The organism is Mycobacterium sp. 1164985.4 (genome assembly GCF_001668575.1).
In the GTDB taxonomy this organism is placed as follows: Bacteria; Actinomycetota; Actinomycetes; order Mycobacteriales; family Mycobacteriaceae; genus Mycobacterium.
In genome coordinates this window covers 68,541-86,513 of record NZ_LZMD01000033.1, presented here as the reverse complement: position 1 = coordinate 86,513, position 17,973 = coordinate 68,541, and the positions used below count along the sequence as shown (strand labels likewise).

At 68.4% G+C, this 17,973-nt stretch carries 15 protein-coding genes and 1 pseudogene; 7 read left to right on the top strand and 9 right to left on the bottom strand.

Features of this window, described 5'->3' with window-relative positions; genetic code table 11:
• Positions 1-44: 44 nt before the first annotated feature.
• Entirely contained in the window at positions 45-1,844 is a 1,800-nt protein-coding gene (locus A5650_RS04475; RefSeq protein WP_067286646.1) for an AMP-dependent synthetase/ligase, read from the top strand.
• On the opposite strand, the gene A5650_RS04470 is transcribed toward A5650_RS04475, so the two are convergent.
• The 4 genes from A5650_RS04470 to A5650_RS04455 all read right to left on the bottom strand — a co-directional run bounded on the left by A5650_RS04470 (position 1,832) and on the right by A5650_RS04455 (position 5,268).
• Positions 1,832-2,968: a glycosyltransferase family 4 protein gene (locus A5650_RS04470; RefSeq protein WP_067286644.1), complete on the bottom strand. Its 1,137-nt coding sequence runs from the start codon at positions 2,966-2,968 to the stop codon at positions 1,832-1,834. The genes A5650_RS04475 and A5650_RS04470 overlap by 13 nt on opposite strands.
• Position 2,969: 1 nt before the next feature.
• Complete coding sequence (locus tag A5650_RS04465; protein ID WP_067286642.1) at positions 2,970-3,821, bottom strand: basic secretory protein-like protein; 852 nt, start codon at positions 3,819-3,821, stop codon at positions 2,970-2,972.
• The gene (gene ripC, locus A5650_RS04460) at positions 3,790-4,863 is read right to left on the bottom strand and encodes a peptidoglycan hydrolase RipC (protein ID WP_231992534.1); all 1,074 of its coding nucleotides are present in this window, start codon (positions 4,861-4,863) and stop codon (positions 3,790-3,792) included. The genes A5650_RS04465 and ripC overlap by 32 nt, the downstream gene beginning before the upstream one ends.
• A gap of 201 nt (positions 4,864-5,064) precedes the next feature.
• Entirely contained in the window at positions 5,065-5,268 is a 204-nt protein-coding gene (locus A5650_RS04455; protein ID WP_067089664.1) for a hypothetical protein, read from the bottom strand.
• 2 nt (positions 5,269-5,270) lie between these two features.
• Between A5650_RS04455 and A5650_RS04450 the strand changes: the two are divergent.
• Positions 5,271-7,154 (top strand): annotated as a pseudogene (locus A5650_RS04450) (DEDD exonuclease domain-containing protein); the annotation flags it as partial.
• Here A5650_RS04450 and trpD read toward each other — a convergent pair.
• Entirely contained in the window at positions 7,092-8,159 is a 1,068-nt protein-coding gene (trpD, locus tag A5650_RS26290) for an anthranilate phosphoribosyltransferase (protein WP_231992533.1), read from the bottom strand. The pseudogene A5650_RS04450 and the gene trpD sit on opposite strands and share 63 nt — an antisense overlap.
• Before the next feature lie 67 nt (positions 8,160-8,226).
• Here trpD and ctaE point away from each other — a divergent pair, with 67 nt between their 5' ends.
• From ctaE to qcrB, 4 genes are read left to right on the top strand one after another with little or no spacing between them, the layout of a single operon-like run.
• On the top strand, positions 8,227-8,838 hold the full coding sequence (gene ctaE, locus A5650_RS04445; RefSeq protein WP_082950603.1) for an aa3-type cytochrome oxidase subunit III: 612 nt from the start codon (positions 8,227-8,229) through the stop codon (positions 8,836-8,838).
• Positions 8,839-8,882: 44 nt separating this feature from the next.
• The gene (qcrC, locus tag A5650_RS04440) at positions 8,883-9,704 is read left to right on the top strand and encodes a cytochrome bc1 complex diheme cytochrome c subunit (RefSeq protein ID WP_502687045.1); all 822 of its coding nucleotides are present in this window, start codon (positions 8,883-8,885) and stop codon (positions 9,702-9,704) included.
• A complete protein-coding gene (gene qcrA / locus A5650_RS04435) occupies positions 9,701-10,915 on the top strand; it encodes a cytochrome bc1 complex Rieske iron-sulfur subunit (protein WP_067286631.1) in 1,215 nt (404 codons plus the stop codon). Before qcrC ends, qcrA begins: the two co-directional genes overlap by 4 nt.
• Positions 10,912-12,624, top strand: coding sequence for a cytochrome bc1 complex cytochrome b subunit (qcrB, locus tag A5650_RS04430; protein ID WP_067286629.1), 1,713 nt, complete (start codon positions 10,912-10,914; stop codon positions 12,622-12,624). The genes qcrA and qcrB overlap by 4 nt, the downstream gene beginning before the upstream one ends.
• Positions 12,625-12,654: 30 nt before the next feature.
• Here the strand turns inward: qcrB and A5650_RS04425 are convergent, their stop codons facing one another.
• The 4 genes from A5650_RS04425 to ctaC all read right to left on the bottom strand — a co-directional run bounded on the left by A5650_RS04425 (position 12,655) and on the right by ctaC (position 15,904).
• A complete protein-coding gene (locus A5650_RS04425; protein WP_067286627.1) occupies positions 12,655-13,317 on the bottom strand; it encodes a DUF2561 family protein in 663 nt (220 codons plus the stop codon).
• Positions 13,317-14,183, bottom strand: a complete 867-nt coding sequence (locus tag A5650_RS04420; protein ID WP_067286625.1) for an MmpS family transport accessory protein — start codon at positions 14,181-14,183, stop codon at positions 13,317-13,319. Before A5650_RS04420 ends, A5650_RS04425 begins: the two co-directional genes overlap by 1 nt.
• A 224-nt stretch (positions 14,184-14,407) precedes the next feature.
• The gene (locus tag A5650_RS04415; protein ID WP_067286620.1) at positions 14,408-14,827 is read right to left on the bottom strand and encodes a cytochrome c oxidase subunit 4; all 420 of its coding nucleotides are present in this window, start codon (positions 14,825-14,827) and stop codon (positions 14,408-14,410) included.
• A gap of 9 nt (positions 14,828-14,836) precedes the next feature.
• On the bottom strand, positions 14,837-15,904 hold the full coding sequence (gene ctaC / locus A5650_RS04410) for an aa3-type cytochrome oxidase subunit II (protein WP_067286617.1): 1,068 nt from the start codon (positions 15,902-15,904) through the stop codon (positions 14,837-14,839).
• Between the two features lie 128 nt (positions 15,905-16,032).
• Here ctaC and asnB point away from each other — a divergent pair, with 128 nt between their 5' ends.
• The gene (gene asnB / locus A5650_RS04405) at positions 16,033-17,964 is read left to right on the top strand and encodes an asparagine synthase (glutamine-hydrolyzing) (protein ID WP_067286614.1); all 1,932 of its coding nucleotides are present in this window, start codon (positions 16,033-16,035) and stop codon (positions 17,962-17,964) included.
• The last annotated feature ends 9 nt before the right edge of the window (positions 17,965-17,973 follow it).

Genomic DNA, 17,973 nt, shown 5'->3' with positions numbered 1-17,973 from the left:
TAGGGTGTATACGGCAAGAGCAGCCGGATCGAGAGGCCAGGATCGTGCGTGAGTTCAGTGTTCCCGCGTCCTTCACGGTGGACGAGCACGACAATGTCGTCAGCGCCGTGTTCGACCATGAGCGCGACGATCCCGACCATGTGATCTTCCGTCGCCTCGTCGACGGTTCCTGGACCGACGTGACGTGTAAGCAGGCGGCCGAACAGATCCGCGCCACCGCTCTCGGTCTGATCGCCAAGGGGGTGGCCCCGGGCGACCGGGTCGCGCTGCTGTCCGCGACCCGTTATGAGTGGCCCATCTTCGACCTGGCGATCCTGGCCGCCGGTGCGCGCACCGTGCCGATCTACGAGACCAACTCGGCCGAGCAGGTGAAGTTCGTGCTCGGGGACTCCGGTTCGGTTCTGGTGATCGCGGAGACCGACGCGCATGCGGGCAAGATCGAGCACCTCACGAACGAGCTCCCCGCGCTGCGCGGGGTGCTGCGGATCGAAGGCTCGGGCACACCCGCGCTCGACGAGCTCGCCGCGGCGGGTAAGTCGGTCGACCCCAAGCAGCTCGACGAGCGGTTGGCCGCCATCAAGGCCAGCGACCCGGCGACGTTCGTCTACACGTCCGGTACCACCGGCCAGCCGAAGGGATGCCAGCTCACCCATTCGAACCTGGTGCACGAGATCCGCGGCGCGAAGGAGTGTTTCCCGACGCTGCTCGACAAGGGCGAGCGCATGTTGGTGTTCCTGCCGCTGGCACACGTGCTCGCCCGTGCGATCACACTCGCGGCGTTCACCTACAAGGTCACCCTCGGCTTCACCAGCGACATCAAGAACCTGGTGCCGACGTTCGGGATATTCAAGCCGACGCTCGTGGTGTCGGTGCCGCGTGTGTTCGAAAAGGTGTACAACACCGCCGAGCAGAACGCCCGCAACGACGGCAAGGGCAGGATCTTCGACATCGCGGCCGAGACGGCCATCGAGTGGAGCAAGGCTCATGACACCGGCGGTCCGGGCCTGCTGCTGCGGGCCAAGCACGCCGTGTTCGACAAGCTCGTCTACGGCAAGTTGCGGGCGGCGCTGGGCGGTGAGTGTCGCGGAGCGATCTCCGGCGGCGCACCGCTGGGCGCGCGGCTCGGGCACTTCTACCGCGGCGTCGGCCTGACCATCTACGAGGGCTACGGCCTGACCGAGACCAGCGCCGCGATCACGGTCAACCGGATCGACGACATCAAGGTCGGTTCGGTCGGAAAGCTGTTGCCCGGCAACAGCATGCGCCTCAACGACGACGACGAGCTGCTGGTCAAGGGCGGCGTCGTGTTCGCCGGATACTGGAACAACGACGCGGAGACCAACGCGGTGTTCTCCGACGGCTGGTTCCACACCGGCGACCTCGGCGCGATCGACGAGGACGGCTTCCTGACCATCATCGGCCGCAAGAAGGAGATCATCGTCACCGCAGGCGGCAAGAACGTCGCACCGGCGATACTCGAGGACCGGTTGCGCGCACACCCGTTGATCAGCCAGGCGATGGCGGTGGGCGACGCCAAACCGTTCATCGGCGCGCTGATCACGATCGATCCCGAGGCGATCGAAGGGTGGAAGGAGCGCAACGGCAAGAGTGCCGGCGCTTCGGTAGGTGACCTGGCGACCGACCCCGACCTGATCTCGGAGATCGATCTGGCGGTCAAGGAGGCCAACCAGGCGGTGTCGAAGGCCGAGGCGATCCGCAAGTTCCGCATCTTGGCCGTCGACTTCACCGAGGACACCGGCGAGCTGACTCCGACGCTGAAGGTCAAGCGAAAAGTCGTGGCGCAGAAGTTCGCCGACGACATCGAGGCGATCTACACCGGATAGAGCAGGTTCGACAATCGCTTGGCCTGTGTATGCCACTGCCAGTTGTCGACCACCCAGCGTCTGCCCGCCGCACCCATCCGGACCGCACGGTCCGGGTCGGCAAGCAGGTCGCCGACAGCCGCCGCGATAGCGCCGACGTCCCAGCCGTCGACCACCACCCCGGTCTCGCCGTCGCGCACGGTCTCGGGCGCCCCGCCGGAGCGTCCGGCCACCACCGGGACACCGCACGCGGACGCCTCGAGGTAGACGATGCCCAGGCCCTCGACGTCCAGTCCGGCGCCGCGCGTGCGGCACGGCATCGCGAACACGTCGGCCATGGCGTGATGGGCGGGCAGCTCGTCGCCGGGAACGGCGTCGGTGAAGACGACGTGCTCGGCCACGCCGAAGCTGTCCGCCAGCTTATGCAGGGTGGACCGATAGGGTCCGCCGCCGACGATCACCAGCGCGGCGTCGGGCACGCGTTGCCGGATCGCCGGCATCGCCCGGATCAGCATGTCCTGCCCCTTACGTGGCACGAGGCGCGACAGACAGACGACGACGGGCCGGTTGCCGAGTCCGTAGCGCGCGCGCAGCTCGGCGCGGGCGACCTCGTCGGGGGTGAACCGGTCGGTGTCCACGCCCGGCGGCAGGTGTTCGAGCGCGGCGCGCGGCCCGAACGCCGACGCGAACCGGCGCCGGGTGTACTGACTGATGTAGGTGACCGCGTCTGTACCGGATCCGATGCGCCGCAGCGCGTTTCGGGCCAACGGCAACATCGACCACCCGACTTCGTGTCCGTGCGTGCTGGCGATCACCCTGCGGGCACCCGCGTCGCGGGCCAGTGGCGCCATCAGCGCCAGCGGGGCCGCGGCACCGAACCAAACCGTCTCCGCGGAGGTCTCCTCGACGAGGCGCCGCATCCGGCCGATCACCGACGGTTCGGGGAGCATGAGGGTGGTCGGATGCCGTACGACCCGGTACGGGGCGGCGCGGTCGAAGTCGTCGGAGCGCTTCCACTTCGGCGCGTACACCGTCAGCGCATGCTGCCCGTCGGCGACGAGGTGGTCGACCAGCTCCTGCAGGTAGGACTGGATGCCACCGCGGCGCGGTGGAAAGTCGTTGGTGACCAACAGAACCCGGCTCACGTCATCGGCTCGCCCACTGCCGCCACCCGGCGAGCACGGCGTCGAGGTCCGCCCCGAGGACGTCGCGCACCGCCGTGGCGACGTCGGGATGGCCCACAACGCACGCCCGTCGGTACAGCTCGAGCAGCGTGCCGGCGCCGTAGCGGTCGGCGACGAACCGGCTGAACCACCAGGCCCGGTCGTAGGCCTGGGAACGCGCAGGTCCGGCCAGCTCGGCGTCGGTGGGCAGCGCGAGGGTCAAGGAGCCCGGCTTCGTCGTGGCGGGCCGAGCGACGTAGTCCGCGACGCCCTCGGTCAGCCAGCGGGGCGCGTCCGGGGCGGTCGCGGCGCGAGACGCGTAGTGGAAAAGCTCGTGGCGCAAAACGATTCGCAGGGCGGCGTCGCCGAGATCCGCGGCTCCGGGCGCGAACATGATCCTCTCGTCGGTGGTGGTCGCCGCGGTGTGGGTGTCGCCGCCGCCGAGGGACGCGAACTGCGCGTCGGTGCCAGCGACCGCGATCACGACCTCACGCGGCCAGTCGGGGCCCCAGAACGCGGTGACCGCCTCCGAGGCGGCCTCCATCTCGGCCTCGAGCCGCGACTCCAACCCCTCGGTCCGCGGCCCACCCAGATTCATCAACCGGACCACCCGGCCGTCGCCGAGCGTGTGCGTGCGCGACGCCGCGGTTGGCGTAGTCAGCGATGCGGGCGTGGGAGGCGTGGCCACCATCGGGCCGGACGGCACCTCGGAGCGACCGATGAGCAACAGCGCGCAGATCAACTCGGCGAGCAACAGCGCGGCGAGTTTGGACCTGTTCCTCGCGTGCGCGGCACTGCGGCGGTCAGTAACGGCGGACGTTGTAGATCGGCGCATTGTCCACCGGAGCGACTCGCACCGGCGTGCCGTAGGTCGAGGCGTGCACCATCATTCCGTCACCGATGTAGATGCCGACGTGCGAGGCATCGGAGTAGTACGTCACCAGGTCGCCCGGCTGCATCTGATCCCGCGACACCGCCTGCCCGCCGTTGGCCAGGGCCTGGCTGGAGTGCGGCAGCGAGATGCCGGCCTGCTGGAACGACCACATCACCAGTCCGGAGCAGTCGAAGGCGTTGGGGCCGGATCCGCCCCAGGTGTACGGCGAGCCGATGCGGCTCAGCGCGGCCTGGATCACGGTCGCGGAATGGCCGCCCACCGGCGGTGCCATGTCGCCCGGCGGGATGGCGCCCGGCGCGGGTGGCGCGGCCAGCACCGCAGGGTCACCGCCGGGCGGCACCGGCGCGGGCGGCGGCACCGGAGGTCCGGGCGGGACGGCCGCCAGCGCCTCGCGCTGATGCGGCGTCAACGCCTCGTACTGCGACTTCACGACCGCCATCTGCACCTGCAGCCGGCTCTGCTTGGACTGCAGGTCGGCCCGCACAGCCGCGGCCTGTTCGGCGGCGGTCTTGGCCTCGGCAGCCGACTTCGCGGAGGCCTCCTCGGCCAGCGCAGCCTGTTTTCCGATCTCGCGGTAGCTCTTCATCTGCGCCGACATCTCGGCGGCCATCACGCGCTGGATGGACAACTGGTCGATCAGGCCCTGCGGTGAGTTCGCGGTCAGGATCGCGTCCAGACCATCGGTCCTGCCGCCCATGTATTGGGCCGCAGCAACCTTGTTGACGGCACCCTGGAAGTTTGCCAGCTCCTGCCGGGCCTTGTCGGCGGCCGCCTGGTCGGCGGCATGCTTGGCCTCGGCATCCCGCTGGATGGCCAGCTTGTTGTCGAGATCCAGCTGCGCCGAGTGCATCGCCTCGGTGGTCTGCTCGGCCTGTCGCGACAGCTCGTTGAGCTTCGCCAGCGCGTCGTCAGCCGGGTCGGCCTGCACACTGACCGCGAAGAGTCCTGCGAAGAAAGTGATACCGACTATCGCGCTAACCAAGGGGTGAAGAAACCCGCGAATGGTCACGCGCGTGCGGTGGAGCCTCAAGATTTTGCGTCCTTCAACATCCGGAACGAAGCCGTGTCGAACTGCCCTTAGGTCTCAGACAGGTTACGAAACGGCATCGGGGTTGTCCAACAGAAGACGCAAATTTAACAGTCAGCTCATATTTCGTTCGGCCGCCCGCCACGCCGCGTGTCGTCAGGCGACACCCGAACTCCCGTCCCGTCGGACCGGTACCAGCCGGAGCCGCGGTGCCAGGCCGACGTCGGCGAGCACCTCCAGCGCCCGGCGCTCGTCCTCCAACAAGGTGTCCGGTACGCCCAGCAGAACGCTCACGACGCAGTCCTGACATCCAGGCCCGCGAACCGCGCAGTCGTCGCAGTCGATCTTCACCGTGCCCACGAATGGCTCCTCTCGGTCGGTGCGGTCCGCACGCTATCGGGAGGCACCGACAAGTCCCGGCCGCGTGGCAACCCGAGACTGTCGGTGGTGTTTTCTACCGTCGACCCGTGAGCCAGCTCAGCTTCGCCGATGTCGATCGGCAGGCTGACGTCTCGTTACGCGACACCACGTTCGTCGTCGTCGACCTGGAGACCACCGGGGGACGCGCCAGCGGGGACAACCACGACTCGATCACCGAGATCGGTGCGGTCAAGGTGCGCGGCGGTGTGGTGCTCGGCGAGCTCGCGACACTGGTCGACCCGGGCCGCAGCATCCCGCCGCAGATCGTGGCGCTGACCGGGATCACCACCGCGATGGTGTGCAACGCGCCCAAGATCGAGTCGGTGTTGCCGGCGTTCCTCGAATTCTCCCGCGGCGCCGTGCTTGTCGCGCACAACGCCGGCTTCGACATCGGGTTCCTGCGGGCCGCCGCCGAACGGGCTCAGATCGCGTGGCCGAAGCCGCCGGTGCTGTGCACGGTCAAGCTCGCCCGGCGGGTGCTCACCCGCGACGAGGCGCCGAGTGTCCGGCTCTCCGCGCTGGCCCGGCTGTTCGGCGCGAGCACCACGCCGACGCACCGCGCCCTCGACGACGCGCGCGCCACTGTCGACGTCCTGCACGGGCTCATCGAGCGCGTGGGCAATCAGGGTGTGCACACCTACACCGACCTGCGGGGATATCTGCCCGACGTCACCCCGGCGCAGCGGCGCAACCGCCACCTGGCCACGGCGCTGCCCCACCGGCCGGGCGTCTACCTGTTCCGCGGGCCGGGCGCCGAGGTCCTCTACGTCGGCACCGCCGTCGACCTGCGACGCCGCGTCGGCCAGTACTTCAACGGCTCGGACTCGCGCACCCGCATCAAGGAGATGGCTTCGCTCGCCACGGCGGTCGACCACGTCGAGTGCGCACACGAGCTGGAGGCCGGGGTGCGCGAACTCCGCCTGCTGGCCGCGCACGCCCCGCCCTACAACCGGCGGTCGAAGTTCCCGCAGCGGTGGTGGTGGATCACGTTGACCGACGAGGCCTTTCCCCGTTTCTCGATCGTGCGCACCCCGAAGCACGACGCGGTGATCGGCCCGTTCCGCGTCCGCGCCGACGCGGTCGACACCGCCGCGCTCCTGGCCCGGTTCACCGGTGTCCGAACGTGCACCAAGAAGCTGAGGCGCACCGCGGTGCATGGTCCGGCCTGCCCCGAACGCGAGCTCTCACCCTGCCCGGCGCCACGCGATGCGAGCGCCGCCGAGTACGCCGGGACGGTCGCACAGGCCGCCGACCTGATGGCCGGCCGCGACAGCAGCGCCCTGGCCGCCGTGATGGCGCATATCGCGGACCTCGCCGACCGCGGCCGCTACGAGACCGCGGCGCGGGTGCGCGATCACGCCGCCGCCGCGATCGACGGGTTATGGCGCGGGCAGCGGCTGCGGGCGCTGGCCGCCGTCACCGAACTCGTGGCGGCGCGTCCCGACGGCAGCGGCGGTTGGCACCTCGCGGTGGTCCGCAACGGCCAGCTGGCGGCCGCGGGCAACGCCCCGCGTGGCGTCCCACCCATGCCGGTCGTCGACGCGATCTGCGCTGGGGCACAAGCGGTTCTGTCGTCGCCGGCGCCGTTGGGCGGCGCACTGGTCGAGGAGACCGCGCTGATCGCGCGGTGGCTGTACCAGCCCGGCGTGCGCATCGTTCGCGCAGACGACGGGTACTGCACGCCAGCACACGCGGCGGGCCGGTGGGCGGCCTGGGCCGCGTCGGCGCGCTCGGCCCGCGTCGCTGCCGAACAGATCGCCGGCTCAAGCCTGCTGACTGAACCGCACCCAACGCGCGAGGAGCTGTTCGGCCGCCCCGGAGTCGATGGCCTCGGCCGCTCTGGCCAGCCCGCTCTCCCAGGCGGGCAGCCATTTGGCGTCGCTGGCTAGCCCCGCGTGCGCCACCAAAGCGCCTGCGGCGTTGAGGATCACCGCGTCGCGCACCGCACCGGGTGCACCGCCGAACACCGCGCGCACCGACGCCGCGTTGGCCTCCGCGTCGCCGCCGACCAGTTCGGAGATCTCGGCGCGGGCGAACCCGAACGCGGCCGGGTCGAACTTCAGCCGCTCGACCGTGCCCGCCTGCACCCGCCAGATCGTGCTGGTCGTGGTGGTGGTGAGTTCGTCGAGACCGTCGTCGCCGTGCACCACCAACACACTCGACCCCCGGCTCGCGAACACGCCGGCCATCACCTCGGCCAGCTCGCCCCATGCGCACCCGACCAGCCCGGCCCGCGGCGATGCCGGATTCGTCAACGGGCCGAGCAGGTTGAAGACCGTCGGCACCCCGAGTTCGCGGCGCACCACACCCGCGTGCCGGTACGACGGGTGGAAGTGCGGCGCGAATGCGAACCCGATCCCGACCTCGGCGACGCTGCGCGCGACCTCGTCGGGTCCGAGGTCGATGCGCACCCCGAGCGCCTCGAGCGTGTCGGCTCCCCCGGAGAGCGACGACGCGGCGCGGTTCCCGTGCTTGATCACCGGCACCCCGGCGGCCGCGACGACGATCGCCGCCATCGTCGACAGATTCTGGGTGTTGGCGCCGTCCCCGCCGGTGCCCACCACGTCGACGGTCGCGGTGCCGATCACGTCTGTGGGAACCCGCCGCGCGTGTTTGAGCATCGTGTCGGCCAGTTCGGTCACCTCGGCCGACGTCGGGCGCTTCATCCGCATCGCCACCCCGAAACCGGCGATCTGAGCGGGCGTGGCCGCGCCAGTCATGATCTGATCCATCGCCCACGCCGCCTGCCCGATCTCGAGCGACTGGCCGGTGGTGAGCCGGCCCAGGATCCGGGGCCAGGCGAAGGGATCGGGTTTGTCCGTATGAGCCACCTCGCGATTATGACGAAACGCCGACCCGGGTGGAGATCGACAACTACAAAGCGTCATACTTGCTCCTGTGACGAGCGCTGTAGGGACCTCGGGAACCGCAATCACGTCGCGAGTACATTCGCTGAATCGGCCGAACATGGTCAGTGTCGGCACCATCGTCTGGCTGTCCAGCGAGCTGATGTTCTTTGCTGGCCTGTTCGCGATGTACTTCACCGCGCGTTCGCAATCGGGCGGCGAATGGCCGCCACCACCGACGGAGCTGAACCTCGCCCAGGCCGTGCCGGTCACCCTGGTGCTGATCGCGTCGTCGTTCACCTGCCAGATGGGTGTCTTCGCCGCCGAACGCGGCGACGTGTTCGGGCTTCGCCGCTGGTACGTCCTGACCTTCGCGATGGGCCTGTTCTTCGTCCTGGGTCAGGGCTACGAGTACATGCACCTGGTCCAGCACGGCACCACCATCTCCAGCAGCGCCTACGGCTCGGTGTTCTACCTGGCCACCGGCTTCCACGGCCTGCACGTGATCGGCGGACTCGTCGCGTTCCTCATCCTGCTGGCCCGAACCCGGATGAGTAAGTTCACTCCGGCTCAGGCCACCGCGGCGATCGTGGTGTCGTACTACTGGCACTTCGTCGACATCGTGTGGATCGCCTTGTTCGCCACCATTTACTTCGTCCGTTGATCGGCTCGCCGATGAGTCCGTTGACCGGCTCCTTTACCGGTCCGATGAGAAGGGGTTCGATGACCGACAAGTCGCGCCGTCGGCTACGCAGGCGCCTGTCAGGTGCTGTCCTGCTGCTGCTCGGACTGGGCGTCGCGGGCGGTCTGGCCGCCACCCTGACGCCCTCGCCGCAGGTCGCGGTAGCCGACGAATCGCAGTCGGCGCTGCTGCGCACCGGTAAGCAGTTGTTCGACACCTCATGCGTGACCTGCCACGGCGCCAACCTCCAGGGCGTGCCGGACCGCGGCCCCAGCCTCGTCGGCGTCGGCGAGGCTGCGGTCTACTTCCAGGTCTCCACCGGCCGCATGCCCGCGATGCGCGGCGAGGCCCAGGCTCCACGGAAGGCGCCGGTGTTCGATGAGGCCCAGACCGACGCGCTCGGGGCCTATGTTCAGGCCAACGGCGGCGGCCCCGTCGTCCCGCGTGACGCAAATGGCGGGGTCGCGCAGGAGTCCCTGCTCGGCGACAACGTCGCCCGCGGCGGCGACTTGTTCCGGTTGAACTGCGCATCGTGCCACAACTTCACCGGTAAGGGCGGCGCCTTGTCGTCGGGTAAGTACGCGCCCGACCTTGGAGAAGCCAACCCCGCGCAGATCTACACCGCGATGCTCACTGGTCCTCAGAACATGCCCAAGTTCTCGGACCGACAGCTGACACCGGACGAGAAGCGCGACATCGTCGCCTACGTCCGCGAATCGGCGGAGACTCCCAGCTACGGCGGCTACGGCCTCGGCGGGTTCGGCCCGGCGCCCGAGGGTATGGCGGCCTGGATCATCGGCATGGTGGCCGTCATAGTCGCGGCCCTGTGGATCGGAGCGCGAGCATGAGCGAGCCGGGTAACGGCGCAGGCGACACCCCCAAGGGCACGGATGCCCCAGGCCACGGCGGCGTGCCGGGTCAGCCGACCGATGCCGAACTGGCGGCGATGTCGCGTGAGGAGCTAGTCGAACTCGGCGGCAGACTCGACGGCGTCGAAACCGTCTACAAGGAAGACCGGTGGCCGGTTCCCGGCACCAAGGCCGAGAAGCGTGCCGGCCGTGTGGTGTCGTACTGGCTTATGCTGGGCGGTTTTTCGGGCCTGGCATTGCTGCTGGTGTTCTTGTTCTGGCCGTGGGAGTATCAGCCGCCCGGCTCCGAGGGCGAGTTCCTGTTCAGCCTGACCACTCCCTTGTATGGGTTGACCTTCGGCCTCTCGATCCTCGCCATCGGCATCGGCGCGGTGCTGTATCAGAAGAAGTTCATCCCGCAAGAGATCTCGATCCAGGAGCGCCACGACGGCGCATCCCCCGAAATCCAGCGCAGGACGGTGGCGGCGAACCTGACCGATGCGCTGGAGGGTTCGGGGATCAAGCGCCGCAAGCTCGTCGGCCTCTCGCTGGGCATCGGGCTCGGCGCGTTCGGCCTCGGCACGTTGGTGGCCTTCGCGGGCGGGCTGATCAAGAACCCGTGGAAGCCGGTGGTGCAGACGGCCGACGGTAAAAAGGCGGTGTTGTGGACGTCCGGTTGGACCCCGCGGTTCGAGGGCGAAACCATCTACCTTGCGCGTTCCACCGGAAGCGGCACGTTCATCAAGATGCGGCCCGAGGACATCGACGCCGGCGGCATGGAAACGGTGTTCCCGTGGCGGGAGTCCGACGGTGACGGCACCACGACGGAGTCCCACCACCGCCTCGCGGAGATCGCGATGGGCGTGCGGAACCCGGTCATGCTGATCCGGATCAAGTCGCAGGACATGCCCCGCGTGGTCAAGCGCAAGGGCCAGGAGAGCTTCAACTTCGGCGACCTGTTCGCCTACACCAAGGTCTGCTCTCACCTGGGCTGTCCCTCATCGCTTTACGAGCAGCAGTCGTATCGCATCCTCTGCCCGTGCCACCAGTCGCAGTTCGACGCGTTGCACTTCGCTAAACCCATATTCGGCCCGGCTGCGCGCGCGTTGGCGCAGCTGCCCATCACCATCGACCAGGACGGGTATCTCGTCGCCAACGGCGACTTCATCGAACCCGTCGGGCCGGCCTTCTGGGAACGGAAAACAGCATGAGTCCGAAATTGCCGAAACCGCCGAACGTCGCCGAAATCGCGGCCCACCAAGGGAATGCGATCGACTCGCGCTACCACCCGTCCGCGGCGGTGCGACGCCAACTGAACAAGGTGTTCCCGACCCACTGGTCCTTCCTGTTGGGCGAGATCGCGTTGTACAGCTTCATCGTCCTGCTGATCACGGGCGTGTACCTGACGCTCTTCTTCGACCCGTCGATGGCCGAGGTGACCTACAACGGTGTCTACCAACCGCTGCGCGGTGTGGAGATGTCGAAGGCCTACGCGTCGACGCTCGACATCAGCTTCGAGGTCCGTGGCGGGCTGTTCGTCCGTCAGATCCACCACTGGGCAGCGCTGCTGTTCGCGGCGGCGATCATGGTCCACCTGGCACGCATCTTCTTCACCGGCGCCTTCCGGCGGCCGCGCGAGGCGAACTGGGTGATCGGGGCCCTGCTGCTGATCCTGGCGATGTTCGAGGGCTACTTCGGCTACTCGCTGCCCGACGACCTGCTCTCCGGCATCGGGCTGCGGGCCGCGCTGTCGTCGATCTCGCTCGGCATGCCGGTGATCGGCACCTGGTTGCACTGGGCGCTGTTCGGTGGCGACTTCCCGTGCGGCGGAGTCGGATACATGTGCAGCGAGGACGGATACTGGATTCCCAGGATGTACGCGCTGCACATCCTGCTGATCCCCGGAATCATGTTGGCGCTGATCGGGCTTCACCTGGCCCTGGTGTGGTTCCAGAAGCACACCCAGTTCCCCGGCCCGGGCCGCACCGAGACCAACGTCGTCGGCGTGCGCGTCATGCCGGTGTTCGCGGTCAAGTCGGGCGCGTTCTTCGCGATGACGGTCGGCATCCTCGGCCTGATGGGTGGTCTGCTGACGATCAATCCGGTCTGGAACCTCGGGCCCTACAAGCCATCTCAGGTGTCGGCGGGTAGCCAGCCGGACTTCTACATGATGTGGACCGAGGGTGTGGCGCGTATCTTCCCGCCGTGGGAGCTCTACCTCGGCAACTACACCGTGCCGGCCTCGACGTGGGTGGCGCTGTTCATGGGGCTGGTGTTCATGCTGCTGATCGCCTACCCGTACCTCGAGAAGAAGCTCACCGGCGACGACGCGCATCACAACCTGCTGCAGCGTCCGCGTGACGCTCCGGTGCGAACCGCTTTGGGCGCGGCCGCGATCTCGCTGTACATGCTGTTCACGCTGTGCGCGATGAACGACATCATCGCGCTCAAGTTCCACATCTCGCTCAACGCTACGACGTGGATCGGCCGCATCGGCATGGTGGTGCTGCCCGCGATCGTGTACTACATCGCCTACCGGTGGGCCATCGGCCTGCAGCGCAGCGACCGCGAGGTGCTCGAACACGGCATCGAGACCGGAATCATCAAACGGCTGCCGCACGGTGCCTACATCGAGCTGCACCAACCCCTGGGGCCGGTGGACGAGCACGGCCACCCGATTCCGTTGGAGTACCAGGGCGCTGCCCTGCCGAAGCGGATGAACAAGCTGGGCTCCGCGGGAGCGCCGGGTACCGGTGGCTTCCTGTCGGCCGATCCGATCGAGGAGCACGAGGCGCTCGCCGCCGCGCTGCACGCCGGCGAGCGCAGGGCGCTCACCGCGCTGGCCGAGCACCAGGCGCGCACCGGCTCGTCGAACGGGCACGGCTCACGCGATGGGGATTCGTCCAACGGCCATCACTGAGAGGCCGTTCGCGCAACAAACGAAGAAGGACTACGCGCCCTGCTGATCGAGCAGGGCGCGTAGTTCTTTGAGGTAGAACCACGGCACGACCGGCATGGCGAGCGTTACCAGAGCGGTCAGCACGTAGAAGACCCACGCGGCGACATCGCTGTCGATCGCCATCAGGTAGGTCGCGATTCCGATGGCGACCATGGCAATGCCGATCGCGCACGCGATGACCGTCGCGCAGCGCAGCCAGAGCAGGTCGACCGCCGCCGACGCCGGTTCCGCCGCCTCAAGCGTGCGCTGCTGGCGCGGCGCGGCGTACGGCAGCTTCTCGGTGGCAGGCGTCGGATCCACCCCCGGCGCCCGAACCGCGGCCGCCGGGGCGGATCCGGTGCCCTGCGGCTGCGGCGCCTCGGCCAGCGCCTCGCGCCGGGCCCGCAACAACAGCGGGACCGCTCCGACGATCACCACCGCGGAGATCCCGATGATGGTGTAGAGCAGCCACGGCGTCCCGGCGTCGGCCGAGAAGTCGGCGTGCCCCCTCCCGAGGTCCACCAATGCCACCGTCGCGGCGACTCCGGTGCCGAGCGCGACCAGCCAGATCGCCGCGCACGAGGCGAGCAGGATGCGGTCGGTGCGGTCGAGTTCGCTGGGATCCAACGTGGGGGTCAACCGCGAGCGCCCCGACGCGTCGGTTTCGTAAGTCATCAGCAGCTGGTCTGTGCGGCGTTGTTGGTGTTCGAGGACAGCACGGTCCCGTCACTCGTCGTGATCGAGCAGTTGAGCCGGCTCACCAAAAACAGGCTCGACGCCTGCACCGACCCGACCTCGGACTGCGAGATCGGCGTGACGGTCAGCGACCACGGGATGTACACGTTGCGCTGCGTCCGGCTGCGTCCCGACGCGTCGATGTAGGTCACGGTGATGATGTCTCCCGGTGCTTTGGTTCCGGTCACCGAATAGGTGACCTGTCGGGGGCCCGAGCGCGTCGTGGTGGGCGGCGGCGGCGCCGCGGGTGCAGTGTTCTCCGGCGCCGGCGGTGGCGGCGGTTCGGCGGGTGCGGGCGCCGGAGGCGGTGGTGGCGGCTCCTCGGTCACCGTCACCGTTTCCGGCGGCGGTGGCGGCGGCTCCTCGCTCGTCGGCGGCGGAGGCGGTGGCGGCGTCGTCGTGGTGATCTCGTCCTGCACAGGGGGCGCCACGGTCGTGGTGGAGGTCTCCGGTGTGGCGAGGTTGTCGGTGTCGGTGCGGGTCACCAGCACCGAGACGGACGCCACCAGGGCGATGGCCGCGATGATCGCCGCCACGCCGACGACCCACGGCCACCGGGGCGGCGCGGGCTGGTCGACGGCGTCGGCCGGTTCGTAGTGGTCGTAGTCGTACAGCGAGGAGTCGGCCGGCACATAGGGGCCCGCGGTGAAATGCTCCGACTCCGGCGCCGAGTACGCCCGCGAGTGCAACTCGGTTTCGCTGGTGTCCGGCGCGGATTCGTCGCCGACGATGTGGTCCGGTTCGGAACCTGGCTCCTGGCCCGTCAAGTCCGAACCTTCGTCATCCGGGGGATTCGGCCCGCTCATCTACGCCTATCCTTCTCGACTACTCCACCGGCGCCTACAGCGCATCGCCGGCTCGGCCGGCGCGGTCCGATTGCCCGCGCGGCCAGCGCGGCTGACCGTGCCTCGGCAACATTACCCAACGGCGTCACCGCGGGTGATGACCCGGCACGGTTGCCGCGCGAAGTGGTGGCTCGATTGTGACCTTGCGCCGCGGCGCCGACCGGCAAGGTGGACGGCCCGGCCGGTCAGTGCTTCTCGGGGCCGGTGTAGTACTCGAACGTCAGGGCCGCGACCGTCGTGATCACGAAGCAGCCACCGGCCACGATGAGCCACGGCAGCCAGATCGCCACGCCGACGGCAGTGACCGACACCGACAACGCGATGAAGATCGGCCACCAGCTGTGCGGGCTGAAGAAGCCCAGCTCGCCGGCGCCGTCGCTGATCTCGGCGTCCTCATAGTCCTCGGGCCGCGTATCGAGGCGCCGCGCCACGAACCGGAAGAACGTGCCGGTGATAAGGGTCAGGCCGGCGGTGAGCACCAGCGCCGTCGTGCCTGCCCACTCGATGCCGCCGTACTGGAACATCGCCGTCAGCACCGCGTAGACCACCGCGGCGAGGATGAAGAACGCGGTCAGGAACTCGAACAGCCGGGCTTCGATATGCATGTGGTGTCCCTACTTGCTGGCCTGCGTGAGTTGGGGTGCCTGTTCGCCGCGGCGGGTGTCGAACGGCTTCGTGGTGACCGCGGTCGGTGACTGGTTGATCGCCTGCAGCGCTTCGGCGTTCGTCTTACCGTCGATGCGCTGCTGTAGGTACGCCTTGAAGTCGTTGGGCTCCACCACACGCAGCTCGAAGTTCATCATCGCGTGGTAGGTGCCGCACATCTCGGTGCAGCGCCCGACGAACGCGCCGGTCTGGTTGATCTCGCTGATCTGGAACGTGTTGTCGGAGTTGTTGGCCTCCGGGTTCGGCAACACGTCGCGCTTGAACAGAAACTCCGGCACCCAGAATCCGTGGATGACGTCCGCCGAGGCGATCTGGAACTGGATGCGCTTGCCGGACGGCACCACGAGCACCGGGATCTCCGAGGACGTGCCGAGCGTCTCGACCTTGTCGAAGGCCAGGTACGAGCGGTCCTGCGGGTGCTTGCCGGCGATCACGCCGAATTCGCTGCCGTGTGAACCCTCTTCACCACCGTGCTCGCCCTGCAGCCCCTCCGGGCCGGACGCCACCGCGGCCGCACGCTCCGGGTCGGCCCCGTCGTAGGTGAAGGTGCCGTCGGAGAAGTCGACCTTGTTGTAGCCGAACTTCCAGTTCCACTGGAAGGCGGTGACATCGACGACGACCTCCGGGTTCGGCTCCTCGTGCAGGAGCTTCTCCTGCACCACCACGGTGAAGTAAAAGAGCACCGAGATGATCAGGAAGGGGACGACCGTCAGAACCAGCTCCAGCGGCATGTTGTAGCCGAACTGGCGCGGCAACTCGGTGTCGGTCTTCTTGGCCCGGTGGAACGCCGAGGTCCAGAAGATCAGACCCCACACGATCGCGCCCACGACGAGCGAGGCGATCACGGAACCGATCCACAGTTCGCGGTTGACGTGCGCTTCGGGCGTGATGCCCTTCGGCCATCCCAGGCCCAGCACCTCCGACCAGCTGCAGCCGCTGAGCAGCAACGCTGTAGCACCCAGGACGACTGCCAGCGACGCGGTTCGCGCCACCGCCTTCAGCCCGCGAGGTGTCACGTTGGAGCCTCCTAGAAGTCAGTGACGCGCGACCGCGGTGCGGTCGTTTTCTGGAGCGAATACTACGCAGCGTAGACCACGCCCGGGTGGCGGTCTCAACACACCTCGCGATTAGGCATACTGGCGCCGTGTGCGGACTGCTGGCCCTGTTGCGTGACCCGTCCGCTGACGTCTCCCCCGCGCTGATCGACGCGGTGTCGGGCGCGTCGCACCTGATGCGCCACCGCGGCCCCGACGAGCCCGGGACCTGGTCAGATGACCGCGTCGTGCTCGGGTTCAACCGACTCTCGATCATCGACATCGCGCACAGCCACCAACCGCTGCGGTGGGGACCTCCGGAGACGCCGGGCCGCTACGTGCTGGTGTTCAACGGCGAGATCTACAACTACCTCGAGTTGCGCGAGGAACTGACCGCCCGCCACGGCGTGGCGTTCAACACAGACGGTGACGGCGAGACGATCATCGCGGCGTACCACCACTGGGGCACCGATGCGCTGACCCGGCTGCGCGGCATGTTCGCGTTCGCGCTGTGGGACACCGTGAGCGGCGAGCTGTTCTGCGCCCGCGACCCGTTCGGCATCAAACCGCTGTATCTGGCCAGCGGTCCCGGCGGCACGGCGGTGGGCAGCGAGAAGAAGTGCCTCCTCGACCTCGCCGACGAGCTCGGCCTGGACCTCGGCATCGACCAGCGCGCCGTGCAGCACTACACGGTGCTGCAGTACGTGCCTGAACCGGAAACGCTGCAGGTCGGCATCCGGCGGCTGGAGTCGGGTAGCTACGCCCGCATCCGTGCGGGGGCGGACGCCGAGGTGACGCGCTACTTCCATCCACGGTTCTCCGCGGTGCCGTTCGTGGCGGGCAAAGAGTCCGAACGCTACGACGAGATCACCGCCGTGCTCGAGGATTCGGTCGCCAAGCACATGCGCGCCGATGTGACCGTTGGCGCTTTTCTGTCCGGCGGCATCGACTCGACCGCGATCGCCGCGCTGGCCATGCGCCACAACCCGCGGCTGATCACGTTCACCACGGGCTTCGAGCGCGAGGGCTTCTCCGAGGTCGACGTCGCGGTGGCCTCTGCCGAGGCGATCGGCGCCCGGCACGTGGCCAAGGTCGTCAGCCAGGCCGAGTTCGTTGCCGCGCTTCCCGAGATCGTCTGGTATCTCGACGAACCGGTCGCCGACCCCGCGCTGGTGCCGCTGTTCTTCATCGCCCGCGAGGCGCGCAAACACGTCAAGGTGGTGCTCTCGGGCGAGGGCGCCGACGAACTGTTCGGCGGCTACACCATCTATCGGGAACCGTTGTCGCTCAAACCGTTCGAATACCTGCCGCGCCCGCTGCGCCGGTCGCTCGGGCGAGCGTCGCGACCGCTGCCGGAGGGGATGCGGGGCAAGAGCCTGCTGCACCGTGGTTCGCTCACGCTCGAGGAGCGCTACTACGGCAACGCGCGCAGCTTCTCCGACGAGCAACTGCGCGCGGTGCTGCCCGGTTTCCGCCAGGAGTGGACGCACACCGACGTGACGGCGCCGGTGTACGCCGCGTCGCAGGGCTGGGACCCGGTTGCGCGCATGCAGCACATCGACCTGTTCACCTGGCTGCGCGGCGACATCCTGGTCAAGGCCGACAAGATGACGATGGCCAACTCGCTGGAACTGCGGGTGCCGTTCCTGGACCCCGAAGTTTTCGCCGTCGCCTCACGCCTCCCGTATGACCAGAAGATCACCAGGGCAACAACGAAATTCGCGTTACGACGGGCGTTGGAGCCGATCGTTCCCGAGCATGTGCTGAACCGACCGAAGCTGGGCTTCCCGGTGCCGATCCGGCACTGGCTGCGGGCGGGAGAGCTGCTGGACTGGGCGCACTCGATGGTGAACTCGTCGCAGGCGGGAGATCTGGTCGACCTCGCCGCGGTGCGCACCATGCTCGAGGAACACCGCAGCGGCACAAGCGATCACAGCCGCCGGCTGTGGACCGTCTTGATCTTCATGCTGTGGCACGCGATCTTCGTCGAACGCAGCATCACCCCGCAGATCGGCGAGCCGACCTACCCGGTGCAGCTCTGACTCGAGCGC